Source organism: Lysinibacillus sp. BS3 (genome assembly GCF_039614735.1).
GTDB lineage: Bacteria > Bacillota > Bacilli > Bacillales_A > Planococcaceae > Lysinibacillus > Lysinibacillus capsici.
Map to the genome: position 1 here is coordinate 2,196,509 of NZ_CP154860.1, position 18,216 is coordinate 2,214,724.

General features: G+C 38.2%; 21 protein-coding genes, 1 riboswitch and 1 other annotated feature. Of the genes, 9 read left to right on the forward strand and 12 right to left on the reverse strand.

Annotated features, from left to right (window positions below; genetic code table 11):
- Positions 1-327: 327 nt before the first annotated feature.
- The gene (locus AAJG31_RS10960; RefSeq protein WP_004227634.1) at positions 328-498 is read right to left on the reverse strand and encodes a hypothetical protein; all 171 of its coding nucleotides are present in this window, start codon (positions 496-498) and stop codon (positions 328-330) included.
- Between the two features lie 245 nt (positions 499-743).
- Between AAJG31_RS10960 and AAJG31_RS10965 the strand changes: the two genes are divergently transcribed.
- Complete coding sequence (locus AAJG31_RS10965; RefSeq protein WP_004227631.1) at positions 744-1,169, forward strand: cell wall hydrolase; 426 nt, start codon at positions 744-746, stop codon at positions 1,167-1,169.
- Between the two features lie 22 nt (positions 1,170-1,191).
- The gene (gerQ, locus tag AAJG31_RS10970; protein ID WP_004227629.1) at positions 1,192-1,527 is read left to right on the forward strand and encodes a spore coat protein GerQ; all 336 of its coding nucleotides are present in this window, start codon (positions 1,192-1,194) and stop codon (positions 1,525-1,527) included.
- An 82-nt stretch (positions 1,528-1,609) separates the two neighbouring features.
- Here gerQ and AAJG31_RS10975 read toward each other — a convergent pair whose 3' ends face one another.
- From AAJG31_RS10975 to AAJG31_RS10995, 5 genes are all read right to left on the reverse strand, one after another.
- Positions 1,610-2,785: a M20 family metallopeptidase gene (locus tag AAJG31_RS10975; RefSeq protein WP_054548578.1), complete on the reverse strand. Its 1,176-nt coding sequence runs from the start codon at positions 2,783-2,785 to the stop codon at positions 1,610-1,612.
- Positions 2,786-2,948: 163 nt separating this feature from the next.
- The gene (locus tag AAJG31_RS10980; protein WP_048393440.1) at positions 2,949-3,329 is read right to left on the reverse strand and encodes a DUF423 domain-containing protein; all 381 of its coding nucleotides are present in this window, start codon (positions 3,327-3,329) and stop codon (positions 2,949-2,951) included.
- A 26-nt stretch (positions 3,330-3,355) separates the two neighbouring features.
- A complete protein-coding gene (locus AAJG31_RS10985; RefSeq protein WP_048393438.1) occupies positions 3,356-3,622 on the reverse strand; it encodes a YwdI family protein in 267 nt (88 codons plus the stop codon).
- Complete coding sequence (locus tag AAJG31_RS10990) at positions 3,622-3,798, reverse strand: hypothetical protein (protein WP_048393435.1); 177 nt, start codon at positions 3,796-3,798, stop codon at positions 3,622-3,624. Before AAJG31_RS10990 ends, AAJG31_RS10985 begins: the two co-directional genes overlap by 1 nt.
- Positions 3,799-3,873: 75 nt before the next feature.
- Positions 3,874-4,551, reverse strand: coding sequence for a uracil-DNA glycosylase (locus tag AAJG31_RS10995; protein ID WP_054548579.1), 678 nt, complete (start codon positions 4,549-4,551; stop codon positions 3,874-3,876).
- Positions 4,552-4,726: 175 nt separating this feature from the next.
- Between AAJG31_RS10995 and thiD the strand changes: the two genes are divergently transcribed.
- Positions 4,727-5,557 carry a bifunctional hydroxymethylpyrimidine kinase/phosphomethylpyrimidine kinase gene (gene thiD / locus AAJG31_RS11000; protein WP_054548580.1) on the forward strand — a complete coding sequence of 277 codons (831 nt, stop codon included), beginning with the start codon at positions 4,727-4,729 and terminating at the stop codon, positions 5,555-5,557.
- Positions 5,558-5,602: 45 nt separating this feature from the next.
- Here thiD and AAJG31_RS11005 read toward each other — a convergent pair whose 3' ends face one another.
- Positions 5,603-6,151: an acyl-CoA thioesterase gene (locus tag AAJG31_RS11005; RefSeq protein ID WP_054548581.1), complete on the reverse strand. Its 549-nt coding sequence runs from the start codon at positions 6,149-6,151 to the stop codon at positions 5,603-5,605.
- Between the two features lie 196 nt (positions 6,152-6,347).
- Between AAJG31_RS11005 and AAJG31_RS11010 the strand changes: the two genes are divergently transcribed.
- The 3 genes from AAJG31_RS11010 to bshB2 all read left to right on the forward strand — a co-directional run bounded on the left by AAJG31_RS11010 (position 6,348) and on the right by bshB2 (position 8,243).
- On the forward strand, positions 6,348-6,629 hold the full coding sequence (locus AAJG31_RS11010; protein WP_054548582.1) for a hypothetical protein: 282 nt from the start codon (positions 6,348-6,350) through the stop codon (positions 6,627-6,629).
- A gap of 560 nt (positions 6,630-7,189) precedes the next feature.
- Entirely contained in the window at positions 7,190-7,540 is a 351-nt protein-coding gene (locus AAJG31_RS11015) for a YojF family protein (RefSeq protein WP_004225428.1), read from the forward strand.
- Between the two features lie 13 nt (positions 7,541-7,553).
- Positions 7,554-8,243 (forward strand): bacillithiol biosynthesis deacetylase BshB2, encoded by a 690-nt coding sequence (gene bshB2, locus AAJG31_RS11020; RefSeq protein WP_048393426.1) that lies wholly within the window; start codon positions 7,554-7,556, stop codon positions 8,241-8,243.
- A gap of 41 nt (positions 8,244-8,284) precedes the next feature.
- On the opposite strand, the gene AAJG31_RS11025 is transcribed toward bshB2, so the two are convergent.
- Positions 8,285-9,028, reverse strand: coding sequence for a TerC family protein (locus AAJG31_RS11025; protein WP_054549126.1), 744 nt, complete (start codon positions 9,026-9,028; stop codon positions 8,285-8,287).
- Positions 9,029-9,317: 289 nt separating this feature from the next.
- On the opposite strand from AAJG31_RS11025, the gene ilvA reads away from it, so the two are divergent.
- A complete protein-coding gene (ilvA, locus tag AAJG31_RS11030) occupies positions 9,318-10,580 on the forward strand; it encodes a threonine ammonia-lyase IlvA (protein ID WP_048393422.1) in 1,263 nt (420 codons plus the stop codon).
- 520 nt (positions 10,581-11,100) lie between these two features.
- On the opposite strand, the gene AAJG31_RS11035 is transcribed toward ilvA, so the two are convergent.
- The 3 genes from AAJG31_RS11035 to AAJG31_RS11045 form a co-directional block, all read right to left on the reverse strand.
- Entirely contained in the window at positions 11,101-11,895 is a 795-nt protein-coding gene (locus AAJG31_RS11035; protein ID WP_279493818.1) for an ABC transporter ATP-binding protein, read from the reverse strand.
- Positions 11,888-12,916 (reverse strand): ABC transporter permease, encoded by a 1,029-nt coding sequence (locus tag AAJG31_RS11040; protein ID WP_009371612.1) that lies wholly within the window; start codon positions 12,914-12,916, stop codon positions 11,888-11,890. Before AAJG31_RS11040 ends, AAJG31_RS11035 begins: the two co-directional genes overlap by 8 nt.
- Before the next feature lie 84 nt (positions 12,917-13,000).
- On the reverse strand, positions 13,001-14,023 hold the full coding sequence (locus tag AAJG31_RS11045) for an ABC transporter substrate-binding protein (RefSeq protein WP_257961635.1): 1,023 nt from the start codon (positions 14,021-14,023) through the stop codon (positions 13,001-13,003).
- 330 nt (positions 14,024-14,353) lie between these two features.
- Positions 14,354-14,398: riboswitch (PreQ1 riboswitch) on the forward strand.
- Between the two features lie 6 nt (positions 14,399-14,404).
- Here AAJG31_RS11045 and AAJG31_RS11050 point away from each other — a divergent pair.
- Complete coding sequence (locus AAJG31_RS11050) at positions 14,405-14,887, forward strand: QueT transporter family protein (protein WP_048393417.1); 483 nt, start codon at positions 14,405-14,407, stop codon at positions 14,885-14,887.
- A 68-nt stretch (positions 14,888-14,955) separates the two neighbouring features.
- Positions 14,956-15,155 (forward strand) — a binding site (T-box leader).
- 58 nt (positions 15,156-15,213) lie between these two features.
- Positions 15,214-16,377, forward strand: a complete 1,164-nt coding sequence (gene trpB / locus AAJG31_RS11055) for a tryptophan synthase subunit beta (protein WP_048393416.1) — start codon at positions 15,214-15,216, stop codon at positions 16,375-16,377.
- Between the two features lie 43 nt (positions 16,378-16,420).
- On the opposite strand, the gene AAJG31_RS11060 is transcribed toward trpB, so the two are convergent.
- The gene (locus tag AAJG31_RS11060; protein WP_066037065.1) at positions 16,421-18,040 is read right to left on the reverse strand and encodes a long-chain fatty acid--CoA ligase; all 1,620 of its coding nucleotides are present in this window, start codon (positions 18,038-18,040) and stop codon (positions 16,421-16,423) included.
- Positions 18,041-18,216 lie beyond the last annotated feature (176 nt).

Consider the following 18,216-nt stretch of genomic DNA (forward strand, 5'->3'; position numbering starts at 1 on the left):
ACCAATTATATGGTTGATGATAATATTCTGCTATTCCAACTGCCAGAAAAGCGCTGATGATGATCGCTACAAACATACTAAAAATACGCATGGAAACGCTCCTTCATAAAAGCAAAAATAAAGTCAATTTTAGTATGTCACGCTATATTTTTAATATACTTACTAGGCAAGAATAATTATGTCTTATTGGATATCAGCTAAAACAAGCATTGTAAAGGCATTTTTCCTGATGCCCTGCTTTCCACCCTTTTACTCACAATATAAAAAAGTGCCATCTTTTAGCGATGACACTTTCTTAACCTCAACACGTTTCTTCTATATACCTCATTAAGAGCTCTCGTTCTTTACTTTTAAAATTAAGATAACCGTTTGAATAAAAAAACCAATCACTATAATAACAATAAAGAGATACCAGTGGAGCGGCTGTCCATAAAACTCCCCTAATAGAAAAGCCAGTACTGCACTTAATAAGATCCCAAACCAAACGCCAATTTCCATAAGCCATCACCTCACATGTATTAGATACACATGCAATTCATTGATCTCACGTTCCCCTAAATCTATTTTTTTCTATTTACCCTTTTTGCTATAAAAACTATCGGGCCTTGCAGGATTTGAAGTATTTTCTACGTACTTGTCGTTATTACTACTATATGCATAGTAACTTTAATATGTGATTGTCTTTCTTAATAAAATTGAACATGACTACTATACCTTCGTGCATATACTGTCTGCGAGGAGGTATGAAAATCGCTGTTATTAAGACGAATGATGCACAGACAGCCCTACTTGCAAGACTAATGCGTGCCGAAGCAGAAGGCGAAGGAGAGTTAGGCATGCTGATGGTTGGGAATGTTGGCGTTAATCGTGTAAGAGGTGATTGTTTAGATTTTGGTGATATTCGAACAATTGAACAAATGGTTTATCAGCGTCCGGGAGGCTTTGAGGCAACACAAAAGGGTTATTTTTATCAAAGAGCACGTGATCAAGATATCCGGTTAGCTAAAAGGGTGATTCAGGGTGAAAGATTTCATCCAGCTACCCGCTCTTTGTGGTTTTTCATGCCAGCAGGTGATTGTCCTGCACAATGGTATGGCCAATGGAATACTGGCAGGTTCAAATCCCATTGTTTTTTCTCGCCAACTGAACAAGATTGTCCTCAAATTTAAAAAGAAAGTAGGTTGATAATTGATGATGCCTTATTATTGGACACCAACAACGCAACAACAAATGACTCCTCCTCCAGTCACACTTCCGAGCGGACGACCACCTGGCCGTGAGGAGTCCTATATAGAAAATATTTTACGTTTGAACCGTGGAAAACCAGCTACCTTCCATTTTTCTTTTGAGCACGCAGTAGAGCAGGGAAAAAACACAAAAACTGTTCGTGGTGTGGTAGAAGCAGCTGGTCGAGATCATGTCATTATTCGTGAGCTTAAGTCTAATCATCGTTTTCTTTTCCCTATGATTTATTTCGATTTTGCTGAGTATGATGAGGAAATGGCTTACTTTAATCAAAATCCATAATTCTATCTCTAAGTAAAAATCCGCAATACACTCACTGACCAAAAGTCGATGGGCGTATGCGGATTTTTATCATTCGCTATGTTCAATTTTCTTTTAAATACGTTAAGGTTGCTTTACCTAAGGTTTTTGCTGCAATTAGCATAGCACGTTCATCAAAATCAAAGCGTGCATGATGATGCGGATAGGCCGTTTCCCATTCTGGCTTTTTAGCTCCTGTGAAGAAAAATGTGCCTGGTACTTTTTCTAAATAATACGCAAAATCTTCCCCAATCATAAATGGTGGACATGTTATTACTTGATCTACCCCTGGTACAGTCGACGCCAATTGTGCCAAAAACTCGGTTTCTCTCTGATGGTTATAAACAGGTGGATAACCCCTTGTGTAACGATATTCGTAACTTGCCCCAAATGCCAGACAAGTCGCATTTAATACTGCTTCTAACTCTTGTTCCATTTGTATGCGTACTTCTTCTTCAAATGTACGAATTGTCCCCGCTAAAACTACCCGATCAGCTATAACATTAAACGGATTAATTGCCTCAAAATGACCGATTGTTAAAACAGCTGATTTCAATGGGTCAATTCGTCTTGAAACAAGCTGTTGAGCATTAACGACAAATTGGGAGGCTAGGGTAACTGCATCAATAGAATGATGAGGCTCTGCGCCATGACCACCCTTTCCTTGTACCGTTATTTCTACTTTATCCGCGGCAGCCATGATGGCTCCATCTTTCACTAATATTTCTCCTAATGGTGTAGGTGCCCATAAATGTGTACCAAAAATAACATCTACACCTTCTAAACAACCATCCTTAATCATTGGCTTAGCTCCACCTGGAGCCACTTCCTCTGCATGCTGATGAATAAATACGACATTGCCTTCAATTTGGTCCCTCATCGCATTCAATGCCTTAGCTAGCCCAAGCAATGTAGCTGTATGTCCATCATGTCCACATGCATGCATTTTTCCAGCTATTTTAGATTTGTAAGGTACATCATTTTCTTCTTGAATCGCTAATGCATCGAAGTCAGCTCGTAAAGCCACCGTTTTGCCCGGCTTTCCGCCACGTAATATCGCTACGACGCCACGTCCTCCCACTCCTTCTCGAACCACATGACCCAATTCTCTATGAAAAGTAGCTATATAGGATGGCGTTTCGACTTCTTCAAAGGATAATTCAGGGTATTCATGTAAATGGCGACGAATCCCTACCATCTCATTATAGTTAGCATCCAGTAATGTAAATAGTTTTTCCATACTACGTAACCTCACTTTTGGTATTTTCGAAATATTGCAAGTAATATTAGTAGTGTACTATAAATTCTTACAAAATGGATAGGATTTAAATCCCTATCTTTGAAAGATGACTCATAACAAAGAAAAACCCCCCTACAAATAATGTAAGAGAGTCAGCTTAAAATTAGCGAGCATGCTTGAGAGCAGTTAAAATAATAAGTAGCCATCCAGCTAAAAATAGTACGCCACCAATTGGTGTAATAGCTCCTAATACTTTAATACCACTTATCGCTAGAACATATAAGCTCCCAGAAAAGAAAACAATACCAAGGTTAAAGAAAATACCTGCTAGATTTAATTGTTTCACTTCACCTAATAGTTTAGAGCTCATTAACAGACCAATGATTAGTAATCCTGTAGCGTGAAACATTTGATATTGAACAGCCGTTTCCCAAATACCTCGACTATATTCATCTAAAATTTCCTTTAAAGCATGTGCACCAAATGCACCGAATGCTACTGCTAATAGGCCATGAAGAGCACCTGTCACGATAAATCTTTTCATTTTCGTTACCCTACCTTTAAAATGGATTAAAAATCAAAAATGGAATCGCCATTGGCTCCATCTTCTTCAATCTTTGCTGTATATAAAGTGGATGGTTTTGACTCTGATACAAGCATTTGCGGTACATGCTTATGAGGAGTGATAGATGGTGCATCACTTGAAGAATCTAACACCACATCACATAATGCTCGAATGGCTGTAAGTGCCTCACGAATTTGCTGATCATTTCCCGCATTTTTTGCGTAAGATAATTGTTTTTCAAGTTGCTGTATAACGGCTTGATAAGAAATCATTACATTCTCCCACTTTCTACTTTTGGTACGAATTTTAAACAATCTACACCCGAGGATTGCTTCACAACAACGGATGGTATTTGCTTTGTTTTAAAGCCATAAGCTGCACATGCTCGTGGGTTTTGAGGGTCCCAGGTTACTTTAAAAAATTGACACTTAAAACAATTCACCTTCATCAATGTCCCTCACTTTCTTCTATATTAAATGTAACATGATTGCTAAAGCGTATAAAGCAAACGATTTGTGCCAATCTATTCTAAACACCAATCAATCGGCTGCTTGCCCCACTCCACTAATTGTTGATTTATCTTTGAATAAGGTTTACTACCAAAGAATCCTCGATAAGCACTTAATGGACTTGGGTGTGGCGCTTCGAGTATGACATGTGGTGTTTTATATTTTCGGATTAATTGCTTTTTGCGTTGCGCTGGTTTGCCCCACAATACAAAAATTAGTGGTTCTTCCCTTGCAGCTAATAGATCGATAACAGCATCGGTAAATTGCTCCCACCCTCGTTCTTTATGGGAATTCGCTTGTCCTGCTCGAACTGTAAGCACCGTATTTAATAGCATAACACCCTGTTCAGCCCACTTTGTTAGCGTTCCATTTTGAGGAATTGGACAGCCTAAATCATCCTGTAGCTCTTGAAACATATTCCGTAAGCTAGGAGGATGTGGAATACCTGGTTTAACAGAAAAGCTTAGCCCATGCGCTTGATTAGGCCCATGATAAGGGTCTTGTCCCAAAATAACAACCTTCACATCATGATATGCTGTTGTATAGAATGCGTTCATCACATCATTGATTGGTGGATAAATAGTTTGTGTCGAATATTCATTTGCGACAAATTGACGTAGTTTTTGATAATATGGTTTTTCTAATTCTTCTTTGAGTACTTCTTGCCAATCATTCGGGAATACTTGTTTCATCGTTCTTTAAGCCCCTTTCTCTTCTTACAACGGTACAAAAAATTAAAGATGAATTCAAGCATCAGTTGAAACTGACCATATAAAAATATAGTATTCTGGCTATTTTTATAGAATCAGAATCGGACTATACTAGATGTTAATTTTATAACTCTTAACGATAAAGGAGATCCTTTACATGACTCTAAAAAAAACATTAACAATTGCTGGTTCAGATACATCAGGCGGTGCAGGAATGCAAGCTGACCTTAAAACATTCCAAGAGCACGGTACATATGGGATGGTGGCATTAACAGTTGTCGTAACAATGGACCCTAACGGCTGGACACATAACGTCACACCTTTGCCAACTGATTTACTACAAAAACAAATTGACACAGCACTTTCCACAGGAATTGATGCCATTAAGACAGGAATGCTCTCAACAGAAGAAATTATTCGTATTGCTGGAAAGGCTATTGCAAATTCAGGGACTAAAAATGTTGTCATCGATCCTGTTATGGTATGTAAAGGTGACGATGAAGTACTGAATCCAGGTAACACAGATGCCATGATTCAGCATCTTTTACCACTAGCAGCGGTAACAACACCAAACCTTTTTGAAGCTGGACAATTAGCTGGCACAGGTACACCAAAAAACATTGACGACATGAAGATTGCTGCTCGTAAAATCCATGAACTAGGAGCTAAAGCTGTTGTCATAAAAGGTGGAAAAGCCCTAGCTACCGAAAAAGCAATAGACTTATTCTTTGATGGTGAAACATTCTACTTATTAGAATCTGAAAAAGTTGCATCTACAAATAACCACGGTGCAGGCTGTACTTTTGCTGCCTCTGTCACAGCGAATCTTGCGAATGGACTTACTATTAAAGATTCTGTCATTGAAGCAAAAGAGTTTGTATCGGCAGCTATTGCACATGGCTGGGCGCTAAATGAATATGTAGGTCCTGTCATGCATGGAGCGAAATCACGCTTTGGTGCTCCACACATAACAGTAACAGAAATATAAGGATGAAAGGGATGTCTCAAAGTCATTTGAGACATCCCTCTTTTTTTACATATAATTCTCCATCATTTCTAGCCGATAATCCCATGGATCGTTCATAGATATAAATTGCGCTAATGCTTTACTTTCCTTTTTACGTTCAGCACGGGCCTTCGCTCGTTCTGAAGCTGTTTCATGCAATTTTGTCTCTTCTACTGTTTCAGGTATTACTCGTGGGACCAGTGCTGGTTTGTTATTTTCATCCAATGCCACGAAAGTTAATAATGCAGTCGCTGCCACCTTTCTCTCCCCAGTTTTCAAGTTTTCAGCAATGACTTTAACAAAAACCTCCATAGAAGACCTCCCCGTCCAAGTTACATAGGATTCGAAATAAACCGAATCTGTTGGGCGAATGGGATGTAGGAAATCGACTGAATCAGTTGAGGCTGTAACACAATCTCTTCTGCTATGCTTTGCAGCTGAAATGGAAGCAACTTGATCAATATCGCTCATCAATCGTCCGCCAAATAATGTATTATGATTATTCACATCGTTTGGAAATACACGACTGGTACGCATCACTCTTGATTCCTTACAATATTTAAAGTCCTTATTCACTCTAATTCCCCCTCTAAACGTCTTGTTTATTCCTACTATAATGCTATATTTAAATGGAAAAATCAATGTAATTATTAGAAAATTACAAATACTAAACAATTATTTAATGATGAGTATTTAGCTGATAAAGATTAAAATAGGACAAGATACGTTAATGCCTCATACCCCATATATTAGCTGTATGGGAGGGGAAAAAATGAAAAAAAACAAGGTAGAAGACTTAACGGAAGAATCAGGTTTACTAGCTGGAGAAATCACCTCTTCAAAAGTTGAAGTAATTGCCTCCATCATATTAACACTTGGTTACTCATTATCCACCCTTGCCACAATATTAGCTCTGCAGGAGGAGGAAGAATTGGCACAAGTCAAAACTACTGAAACCCAAGATCAAAATCTTTATATGAAGCAAATGTTTAAACAATTACAAAATGTTAATAATCGTTTAGATACAATAGAACGAAAGCTCAATCGATACTAACAAATACATAGCCTACATTAATTTTTAATAAAAAAAACCGCGACTCTCCGTCATAAAGAGAGTCGCGGTTTTTATTATACTATGATAATGAGCTTCATTTTTCTTCCCTTTTTCACAGCTACCTTGCATAACCTGTTCAAGGAACGTCATCTATTGTACCAAGATAGAATTCATTATTTCTGAAATAATACTACCTTCAACAGGTGGAGCTGTCTACACACACAAATTAGGAAGAAGTCATGGTTGCAATATCTTTTCAGATGTGAAAACGGATACAATGCGAAACGACACAGTTTGTACATATTTATTTTCACACTCCCTATATTGATACATTACAATAATTTTTTCAAGAATATTGCTTAAGAACTTGTCATAGATTTAGAGATGATGATTTATTTCTCTGGATGCTACGATTCATTTTCACACTCTCAAAAATTTGGACCAAATGGCGCTAAGGTTTGTAAATATAAATCATCAATTTTTTTATCAAAGCAATCAATTTCCCTTTGCGAATTTTTTTTACTATACTTAAAGGAGAAATGATCGAGAGGAGTGTTAAGATGCAAGAAGTACAAGTAGAGACGTTGCAAAAATTGCTGAATTCTTTCGCCAACAAAGACGTTTATATTCATCTTGAGACGACAAACGGATCTTATGCAGCACACTATGATGAACAGTTTTTTAATGCAGGTGCTTTTATTCGCAATGCTAAAATTAACTATGAGCTTGCTAAGGTTGTAGATAATGCACCTCATCGTGTGGGTTTAAAATTACCTCATGGCTGGGTTTATGCTCAAGGCATTACACATTTTGAATTAGATGATTTAGGCCGTTTATTAATGGCTGGACTAGACTACTCTGGAAAATTGGCGATTGCGCTTGAAATTAGTGAAACGCCATTTACTTACTAAGGGGGACGACTATTTGAATTTACAACCACAACGTCATATTTTAATTGTGTACCCTCACCCAGATGATGAGGCTTTCTCAGTTGCGGGAACCATCGCCTACTATACAAAGAAAATGAATACACCTGTTACATATGCCTGTTTAACATTAGGCGAAATGGGACGTAATTTAGGTAATCCACCCTTTGCTACACGCGAGTCTTTACCTGAAATCCGTCGTAAGGAATTGGTTGCAGCGGCAGAGGCAATGGGTATTCAAGATTTACGCATGCTTGGTCTACGTGATAAAACAATAGAATTTGAAGATGATGAGAAAATGGTAAAATTAATGGAAGGGCTAATCGAAGAACTAATGCCTTCTTTAATTTTCACATTTTTACCTGGCTTTGCTGTTCACCCAGACCATGAAGCAACAGCACGTGCTGTAATTGAAGCTGTACGTCGTATGCCAAAGGCTGCTCGTCCACAAATATTCGGTTGTGCCTTCGCCAATGATACGATTGAAAAAAATGGTGAACCACATGTGGTCTATGATATTCGGGAAATGCGAATGGACAAATTAAAAGCATTACAAGCCCATGCGTCTCAGACTGGTTGGATGATGCAGGAGACTGAAAAACGTATTGATGACGGCGAACCAATGAGCGAGAGCTGGCTTAATGTTGAAAAGTTCTATATTGTTGACCCAGATAAATATGTAAAATAAATAAAGTACTGTTCTCATTTTTGGAGAACAGTACTTTTTAATTAGGCAGATCTTACTCTCTTCATCATATGCACAATGATCGTGATGAAAAAAGCAATCACTAAGAAAAGGAAGAATAAATAATGAGGGATGTGGATATTGAAAACACTTACTAACATTTTTAAGCCTATGACACCTATAATTATGAAGGCTGTTGCTTCAAGCTCTGGTATTTTTTCAATGATGATTAAAAAAACACCTGCAATCGTCCTCATCATTAATATTCCTAACATCCCTCCAATTAAAAGCACCCAGACCTGATCTGATATCGCAAACGCAGCAAAGATTGAGTCAATTGAAAAAGCAATATCCATTAGCTCAACAGAAATGACAGTTGCCCAAAACGTGCCGAAAAGACGCACCATCCATCCTGACCTCTTTACCTCTTTTACACTATCCTCATTCCCTATGTGAAGGAAATGAGCTACACAAAGCCAACCTAAATACAAAGCACCTAATACTTTAATAAACCAAAATTCTACTAGATAAACACCTATGCCAATAAATAAAAATCTAAAAAAATAGGCACCTAGCATACCATACATTAATGCCCGTTTTCGCTGTTTATCTGGTAAATGTTTCACTAGTACCGCTAAAACCAGTGCATTATCTGCCGACAGCAAACCTTCTATAATAATTAATGAGGATATTAGTCCCCAGGAGACAGGGTCCATTAGTACTTCTTGCCACATCGCCAAATCAAAAAACTTCCAATATGTTGATAAAATTCCTTGAATGATTTCCACTACATACCCTCCTACTTGTCCTAAGCTAATCTAGTATATGCTTGACCATTTTTGTTATGAGAGTAGTATTTTTTAGATTTGAAACAACAGATTTTCTCCCCTTAAATTGAGCTAATTCTAGGTCTGAGATATTGCTTCTTTATAAAATAATTAGCTATATCAAGATAAAACGCTTACATCATAAAATAGACACGGAAAATTTAGAATTTACTAAAAATTAATCACAAAAAGCAAATAAAGTGTGCTATCATAGATAAATGTTTTAAACGTATAACGGAGGATGAATACTATGGAAGTTGCTGATACTAGAACCGTGCAAGTGGAGAATGTCCTGATTGCACATCATTTTTTAAAAGATGTAGTTGTGCACACACCACTACAAAAAAACGACTATTTATCCGAGAAATACGGAGCTAATATTTATATTAAACGCGAAGATTTACAGCATGTACGCTCATTCAAGCTTCGTGGTGCCTATTATAAAATTAAAAAAATCGAGGATGAAGCGCGCGATGCTGGGGTTGTCTGTGCAAGTGCAGGCAATCATGCACAAGGTGTAGCTTATGCCTGTGCCCAATTAAAAATTCAAGCAAGCATTTTTATGCCACAAACAACGCCGAAGCAAAAAATAGACCAAGTACGTATGTTTGGACGTGAATATGTGGAAATTATTTTAGCAGGAGATACATTCGATGATTCTGCTGAAAGCGCGTTGAGCTATTGTGAAGAGCATGGTAAAATCTTCATTCATCCATTTGATGATTTTGATGTCATTGCTGGTCAAGGAACGGTAGCGGTAGAAATTATGAATGATATGGAGGAGCCAATCGACTACGTATTCGGAAGTATTGGCGGTGGTGGCTTAATGTCAGGCGTGTCTGCCTACATTAAAAATCTCTCTCCTGCTAGTAAAATTATTGGTGTGGAGCCTGCTGGTGCTGGTAGTATGAAGGCTGCCTTTGCTGAAGGTGGCGCAGTTGCTCTTGATTGGATTGATAAATTCGTTGATGGTGCTGCAGTAAAATGCGTCGGTCACCACACTTATGATGTTTGTCGTCGCTATTTAGATGATATTGTTCTTGTACCTGAAGGCAAGGTATGTACAACCATTCTAGATCTATATAATAAACATGCGATTATCGCTGAGCCTGCAGGAGCATTATCAGTGGCAGCTCTTGATTTTTATAAAGAAGAAATTAAAGGTAAGTCAGTCGTTGTCATCATCAGTGGTGGGAATAATGACATTGGACGAATGCAGGAGATTAAAGAAAAGTCACTTATACACGAAGGATTACTTTACTACTTCATCGTCAGCTTCCCTCAGCGTGCCGGAGCATTACGTCAATTCCTCACTAGTGTACTTGGACCAAACGATGACATTACTACCTTTGAATATACCAAGAAAAATAATAAAGAAAGTGGCCCTGCACTAGTCGGCATTGAGTTAGGTGATCGTGCTGAATATGAAGGACTACTTGCCCGAATGGATGAATTCGGCTTCAAATACAAAGAAGTAAACAACGATATTCAACTATTTGGCTTACTCGTTTAAAATGAAGAGCCTCACTTCTCTGAAAGTGAGGCTTTTTTATGTGATAAAGTTTATCGATCGTTTAATTTCCCTATATAAAATTATTCAAACTAGTGCATGAGCGTTTTATATGATGTTGAAAAAACAATATTGTCTGCGGAAAGAGACATTCTGGCTAGGCGAGAGATTGATATCTGTTCCGCCAGCGTCCAGGTGGCGTCTGATGAGCCGCTAAATCCCCTAAGGGGCAACTCCTCTCCAATCAACCCTTTTAAAACTGTGCCCTTTCATTTTCTATCATACTAACAATGCGGAAAAACGATGTGTGACAACGCCCTCCATAAAGAGTAGTGAGGACCTTTGCTAAATTAATGAGCTGGATTGGAAGGCTACTAGACTCCCATAAGATAGATCGGCACCCCCCACACATGAAATTAGGGAACCTGCAACGGTCATTCATTTACACCATTCATAAAAACACTATGGATGAAATTTTTTACACTATGGAAAACGCCCATACAAGTGTATGAGCGTTTCGATATTAACCTAATAGAGCACGGTCTGAATTCATTTTTTCCCCACGAATACGTTCAAACTCGGACATTAAATCAGGAATTGTTAATTCATGTTTGCGATCTTCACCAACTTCTAAAATGATTTGGCCTTTGTCCATCATAATAAGACGATTCCCTAAATCTAATGCTTGCTGCATATTGTGCGTTACCATTAATGTCGTTAAATTATCTTTTTCCACTAAATACTTCGTAATACGGGTAATTAATTCTGCACGTGATGGATCAAGTGCAGCTGTATGTTCATCTAGCAATAAAATAGATGGCTTTGTGAAGGTAGCCATTAAGAGCGACAAAGCTTGACGTTCCCCACCTGAAAGTAAACCTACCTTAGCAGAAAGACGATTCTCAAGATTCAAACCAAGCATCGCTAGCGATTCTTTAAAAAATTCACGACGCTTTTTGTCCACACCATTGCGTAGTCCTCTATGCTTATTTCGAGAGTATGCTAATGCTAGATTTTCTTCAATTGTCATCGTAGGTGCAGTTCCTGCCATTGGGTCCTGGAAGACACGCCCAATGTATTGAGAGCGTTTAAATTCAGGCAAACTTGTCACATCATTACCATCAATCAATACTGTACCGAAATCGGGTGTTAAAGCACCTGAAATCATATTCATCATCGTTGATTTACCTGCACCATTACTACCTATAATTGTCACAAAATCACCGGGCTTTAAATGTAGGTTTATCTCCGCAAGTGCAATCTTCTCATCAGGTGTTCCTTCATTAAATACCTTATTAATACCATGTAATTTAAGCAAGGCCATTACCTCCCTGCTCTACTTTTTTTACTTGTGAAAGTTCTGCAGCACGTTTAGCTTTACGTTTACGTTCTTTACTCTTATTAATAAATTGCGGTAAGATCAGCGCCAAAATAACGATAATCGCTGTAATTAATTTCATGTCTCCTGAATCAAGGAAATCTACACGTAATGCTAAAGCTAATATAATACGATAAATGATGGCTCCTGCAATAACTGCAAACGTTGTACGGATAATAGTTTTAGTCCCAAAAATAGCTTCACCAATAATAACGGATGCGAGACCGATCACAATCATACCAATCCCCATACTAACATCAGAGAACTTCGAGTATTGTGCGATTAAAGCTCCAGAAAATGCGACAAGCGCATTGGAAAGACCTAGCCCCAAAATGATAAGTGTGTCTGTATTTGCAGAGAAGCTGCGAATCATTCGTTTATTATCACCAGTTGCTCGGATAGCTAGCCCAACCTCTGTCTTTAAGAACCAGTCTGCTATTAACTTAATTAAAATCGTGATGATTAATACAACAATCAGCACACTCCATGTACCTGGTACATGCTGAAAGCCTATGCTTTTTAATAGGTTATTGATAGCATCATCGATCCCTAAATTACTCCAAAAAGATTGAAACTTTGAAAAGATTGTTTCAGAGTTTAGTAGTGGAATATTCGGGCGACCTATCGTATTTTCTGCAGTTAACCCCATGATACGTAGATTAATCGAATATAAAGCAATCATCATTAAAATTCCTGATAATAACGGATTAATCTTTCCTTTCGTGTGAAGAATTCCTGTCATACATCCAGCAATAAATCCAGCAACAATTGCCACTAAAGTCGCTAAGATTGGGTGGTAGCCAAGCAAAACCATTGTTGCTGCAGTTGCCGCCCCTGTTACAAAGCTTCCATCAACCGTTAAATCCGGAAAATCTAACACCCGAAATGTTAAATATACACCAAGTGCCATAATTGCATAGATGATTCCTTGCTCCACTGCGCCAAATAATGCTAAAAACATCGTTGAATCATCTCCTAAATCTCTTTATTATTTATATCACTTGTAAAATGAAGATAAAGCGGGGATAATGCACCCCGCTTCGTTTTACTGTTCTAGAATTTCGGCACCCCAAGAATCTTTAATTTCGATGCCTAAATCATCTGCAACTTTTTTATTGATTAATAATTTCAGATTTTGTGGGTATTGTGCTGGTGTATCGGCAGGTGTCGCTTCACCTTTTAAAATTTTCACAGCCATTTGACCTGCTTCATAACCGATATCGAAATATTCAAAACCATAAGCGGCTAAACCGCCACGTGCTACAGAATCTAGTTCTCCTACAATTAATGGTAATTTATTCGTATTGGCAACATCAATTACCGATTCTAATGCAGAAACAACTGTGTTATCAGTAATAATATAGAAAGCGTCTACTTTACCAATTAGAGACTCTGTCGCTTGTTTTACATCCGCTGAAGTAGATGCTGATGCTTCTACCACCACTAAACCTTGTTCGTCCATAACCTTTTTCACTTCTGAAACTTGTGCAACTGAGTTTTGCTCACCCGCATTGTAGACCATCCCTACTTTTTTCGCACCAAGTTCTTTTAGGAATGCTACAGTTTTAGAAATCGTTTCTGGATGTAAATCGATTGTGCCTGTAATATTTTTCCCTGGCTTCTCCATTGAGTCAATTAGCTGTGCACCAACAGCATCTGTAACAGATGTAAAAATAATTGGAATATCACTTGTTGCTGTTGCAGCGGCTTGTGCAGAAGGTGTAGAGTTTGCAAAAATTAAATCTACGTTTGCACTTACTAGATTGTTAGCAATCGTTGTGTTAAGGCTATTATCTCCCTGTGCAATTTGTGGATCGTAGTCAACTTTTAAACCAGCATCTTCAATTGCTTTTTTAAAGCCTTCCGTTGCTGCGTTTAACGATGGATGCTCAACAATTTGAGTAATCCCGATTTTATATGTTTTATCATCTGCATTTCCGCTCTCACTTGCATTGTTTTTTTCATTTCCTTTTGAATCTGCTGTACCTGAGCCACCGCTACCACAAGCAGCAAGAAGCAACACTAATCCAAAAAGAAGGAATGACAACTTCTTTACATTGCTTTTCACAAATAATCCCCCCGATTATATTCTTTATATTCTCGAATATCTATCGCACTTTATCCAAACAAAGTGTGAATGTATCGCTATATTATCGTTATTATCGAGCTCCGTCAACAACATTATGAATGTTCTGACTTTTAAAAGTGACAAAATATTTTAGTTTTTCATTTAATTTGGCGCTTTAAACCGCTAAACTACGCTGTTTTAGTTAATCGATTTCTTTTTTCAACATAGTAAAAATTATTTATGACAATTTTGCGACGATAGGACATAATAGACAAAGTCTGACATTTGACTTCTACTAGATATCTATAATAGAATATTTACTTGTGTGAAAGCACCGTGGTTCGTAACCATCCCACGAAAAAAAACTAAGGAGAAATGAATATGAAGATAAAATTTTTAGCAGCAAGTGGTATCATTGCGGCTCTATATATAGCTGTAACCATGCTTGTTGCCCCATTTGGTTTTACAGAGGTACAGTTCCGAGTATCTGAGATGTTTAACCATTTAGTGGCCTTTAATCCACGCTTTGCCGTAGGGATTATTATTGGTGTATTGATCTCTAATCTCTTTTCACCACTTGGCATTTACGATTTAGTTTTTGGTGTAGGTCATTCAATGATTACACTTGGCCTGTTTATTTTAATCTGTAAATTTGTCAAAAATATTTGGGCACGTTTAATTATTAATACATTGCTCTTTACATGTACTATGTTTATCATTGCCTTTGAGCTGAACTTGGCTTTAGAGTTGCCATTTTTCTGGACTTGGCTAACAGTCGCGGCGGGTGAATTTGTTGTATTAGCTGTAGGTGCACCGATTATGTATGTATTAAACAAACGCCTTCACTTTAAAAATTTGATTTAACTGACGGATCTTTTTAGATTCGTCTTTTTTCTTGACACTATTCTGAAAATACTCTACAATTCTTTCTAATAAATGCAAGGAAGAAGAGTAGTAGCAAGCATTGTTACTTTTAGAGAGCTGGTGGTTGGTGCAAACCAGTAGTACAGACTTGTGAATGGACTTCAGAGCAGCCTTATCAAATGTAAGGCCGTTTCGCTCCCCGTTACCGGAGCAGGAAAGCGCGCAAAAATTGCGAATGAAGGTGGCACCACGGTTACTCGTCCTTTTTATGAGGGATTGGAGTGGCTTTTTTTTTGGAAAAATTAGCATAGAGGAGTCGAGTTAAGATGAGTACAGTAGTAGAAAAAAAGGGATATTTCGGTGAATTTGGTGGAAGCTTTGTTCCAAAGGAGCTTCAAAATGTTTTAAATAGACTAGATGAGAATTTTCAAAAGTATAAAGAGGATGATGATTTTAAGCAAGAATTAGATTACTATTTCCGTGAATATGTCGGTCGTAAATCCCCTCTTTATTTTGCAGAGAATTTAACAAAGCAATTAGGTGGCGCAAAAATTTATTTAAAACGTGAAGACCTTAACCACACAGGCTCCCATAAAATCAATAATGTATTAGGACAAATTTTACTAGCTAAACGTATGGGAGCAAATCGCGTGATTGCCGAAACAGGGGCAGGTCAACATGGTGTAGCAACAGCTACAGCGTGTGCCATGTTTGGAATGGATTGCACGATTTATATGGGCTTGGAAGATACAAAACGTCAGGCATTGAACGTATTTCGCATGGAACTTCTCGGAGCGAAAGTTGTAGCTGTCGATAAAGGGCAAGGACGCTTAAAGGATGCAGTAGATGAGGCATTCGCTGACTTAGTAGAAAACTATGAAACAACCTTCTATTTATTAGGCTCAGCAGTTGGACCACACCCCTTCCCATCAATGGTTAAACATTTTCAATCAGTGATTAGCCGCGAAAGTCGTGAACAGATTTTAGAAAAGGAAGGAAAGCTGCCGACAGCTGTTCTTGCCTGTGTAGGAGGCGGTAGTAATGCCATTGGGGCATTTGCTGATTATATTGCAGACGAAGATGTTCGTCTTATTGGAATAGAGCCAGACAAAGCTGCTACCTTAAACGAAGGAACACCAGGAGAGCTACACGGCTTCAAATGTTTAGTACTTCAGGACGCAGAAGGCAACCCACTACCTACCTATTCAATAGCAGCTGGTTTAGATTATCCAGGTGCGGGGCCTGAGCATAGCCATTTGAAAACAATCGGTCGTGCTGAATATGTGACCGTGACAAATGAAGAAGTTTTAGATGCCTTCCAAGTACTTTCTAAGGTTGAAGGTATTATTCCTGCTCTTGAAAGCTCACATGCAGTCGCACATGCTCTAAAATTAGCACCAACTTTATCATCTGAGGAAAGCATTATTATTAATATCTCTGGTCGTGGCGATAAAGACGTTGAACAAGTCTTCCACATGCTAACTAAATAACTCAAAAAAGAGCGACTTCCATTTACGGAAATCGCTCTTTTACCTATACCAATGATTTAGGATAAATTTCTGCTACATTATCTCGCAGCTTCGCTTTCAGGAATTTTCCGACAGATGTCTTTGGAATTTCTTCTAGAAAGACGACTGCATCTGGTACCCACCACTTGGCAAATTGATTTTCTAAAAAAGCAAGAAGCTCTGGTTCAGTTACTGATTGTCCCTCTTTCAATACAACACAAGCTAATGGACGCTCCTGCCATTTAGCATGGGGCATGGCAATGACAGCCGCTTCTAAAACGGCATCATGAGTCATCAGCGCATTTTCCAAATCAACAGAGGAAATCCATTCCCCACCTGATTTAATAAGATCTTTCGTACGGTCCGTAATTTTAATAAAGCCATCTGCTGTTCGTACAGCAATATCACCAGTATATAACCAACCATCTCGATAGGCATCTGCTGTTCGCTCATCACGATAGTATTCGTTGGAAATCCATGGGCCTTTTAAACGTAATTCCCCCATTGTTTCGCCATCCCAAGGTACCTCACCCGCCTCATTAATAATACTAGATTCGATACCTGCCATTGTCATCCCTTGCATCGCTCGAGCTTCAATACGTTTTTCAATCGGCCAATCTTCCATCCATGACATATAATTAGACAATGCCACGATTGGTGTAGTTTCCGTCATGCCGTAGACAACAATATAAGGAATCCCATATTTTTCTTCAAATGTCCGAATGAGTCGAGTTGGTGAAGCCGATCCACCACAGCATATCGCTCTTAAAGAACTAATATCTCGTTCTTTCTTTTCCTGCTCCTGCAGGGCACCTATCCAAATGGTTGGAACACCAGCAGTTAATGTAACCTTTTCTTGTTCGATTAAATCCATTATTAATGCTGAAGTAAATTGCGGACCTGGTAGAACTTGTGTAGCACCCACATTGACACTAGCAAAAGGCAAGCCCCATGCATTTGCATGAAACATGGGTACAATCGGCATCACGACATCTCTTTCCGCAATTCCCATAGAGTCAGACATACTCAGCATGATACTGTGTAATACTAAACCCCGATGGGAATAGACAACCCCCTTTGGATTCCCTGTTGTGGCGCTTGTATAGCACATACCGGCAGGTGCTTCTTCATCAATATCCTCTGGAAATTGAAATTCTTCATCAGCAGTAGCTAATATGTCCTCATAGGATAAAACATTTTGTAATGTAGTCTTTGGCAAAGCTGGTTCATCCGTCATAATGATATAATGTTTCACTGTCTCAAGTTTTGGCGCAATATTTTCAATGATCGGTAATAAATCTACATCTACCATTAAAATCTCATCTTCTGCATGATTAATAATATAGATCAAATGCTCTTCTGATAAACGAATATTTACCATGTGTAAGATTGCCCCTGAGCAAGGCACAGCAAAATAAGCTTCTAAATGTCGATGCTGATTCCACGCAAAGGAGCCGACTTTTGTTCCTCTTGTCATCCCAAGCTTCGTAAGGGCATCTGCTAAACGACGCGTTCTTTTTGCCCACTGCCCATATGTTAAACGATGTATTTTGTGTGGGCTTGTCCGTGAAATAATTGATTTTCTTGCAAAATAGCTCTCTGCTCGTTTAAAAAAACTAGTTAAAACTAATGGTGCTTGCATCATAAAACCCATCATCCCTTCATTTGTGAATTTCCCCTTGTGAAATTATCATAGCATCAATTTAACTGAATACTATTAATATTCCGAATATTATTATATTTTAATTTCATAATTTAATCTATATATTCCAATAATTTTCTTTTATATATAAAAAAACGGATGAAGTCTAGTCTTCACCC

What these genes read in the sequence shown, in the direction of transcription:
- gerQ (WP_004227629.1), top strand. Translation starts at nt 1,192, where the DNA reads ATGATGCCTTATTATTGGACACCAACAACGCAACAACAAATGACTCCT.
- AAJG31_RS11050 (WP_048393417.1), top strand. Translation starts at nt 14,405, where the DNA reads ATGAAGATAAAATTTTTAGCAGCAAGTGGTATCATTGCGGCTCTATAT.
- AAJG31_RS10960 (WP_004227634.1), bottom strand. Translation starts at nt 498, where the DNA reads ATGGAAATTGGCGTTTGGTTTGGGATCTTATTAAGTGCAGTACTGGCT.
- AAJG31_RS11015 (WP_004225428.1), top strand. Translation starts at nt 7,190, where the DNA reads ATGCAAGAAGTACAAGTAGAGACGTTGCAAAAATTGCTGAATTCTTTC.
- AAJG31_RS11040 (WP_009371612.1), bottom strand. Translation starts at nt 12,916, where the DNA reads ATGTTTTTAGCATTATTTGGCGCAGTGGAGCAAGGAATCATCTATGCA.
- trpB (WP_048393416.1), top strand. Translation starts at nt 15,214, where the DNA reads ATGAGTACAGTAGTAGAAAAAAAGGGATATTTCGGTGAATTTGGTGGA.
- AAJG31_RS11060 (WP_066037065.1), bottom strand. Translation starts at nt 18,040, where the DNA reads ATGATGCAAGCACCATTAGTTTTAACTAGTTTTTTTAAACGAGCAGAG.
- ilvA (WP_048393422.1), top strand. Translation starts at nt 9,318, where the DNA reads ATGGAAGTTGCTGATACTAGAACCGTGCAAGTGGAGAATGTCCTGATT.
- AAJG31_RS10990 (WP_048393435.1), bottom strand. Translation starts at nt 3,798, where the DNA reads ATGAAGGTGAATTGTTTTAAGTGTCAATTTTTTAAAGTAACCTGGGAC.
- AAJG31_RS10965 (WP_004227631.1), top strand. Translation starts at nt 744, where the DNA reads ATGAAAATCGCTGTTATTAAGACGAATGATGCACAGACAGCCCTACTT.
- AAJG31_RS11010 (WP_054548582.1), top strand. Translation starts at nt 6,348, where the DNA reads ATGAAAAAAAACAAGGTAGAAGACTTAACGGAAGAATCAGGTTTACTA.
- AAJG31_RS10980 (WP_048393440.1), bottom strand. Translation starts at nt 3,329, where the DNA reads ATGAAAAGATTTATCGTGACAGGTGCTCTTCATGGCCTATTAGCAGTA.
- AAJG31_RS10985 (WP_048393438.1), bottom strand. Translation starts at nt 3,622, where the DNA reads ATGATTTCTTATCAAGCCGTTATACAGCAACTTGAAAAACAATTATCT.
- AAJG31_RS10975 (WP_054548578.1), bottom strand. Translation starts at nt 2,785, where the DNA reads ATGGAAAAACTATTTACATTACTGGATGCTAACTATAATGAGATGGTA.
- thiD (WP_054548580.1), top strand. Translation starts at nt 4,727, where the DNA reads ATGACTCTAAAAAAAACATTAACAATTGCTGGTTCAGATACATCAGGC.
- AAJG31_RS10995 (WP_054548579.1), bottom strand. Translation starts at nt 4,551, where the DNA reads ATGAAACAAGTATTCCCGAATGATTGGCAAGAAGTACTCAAAGAAGAA.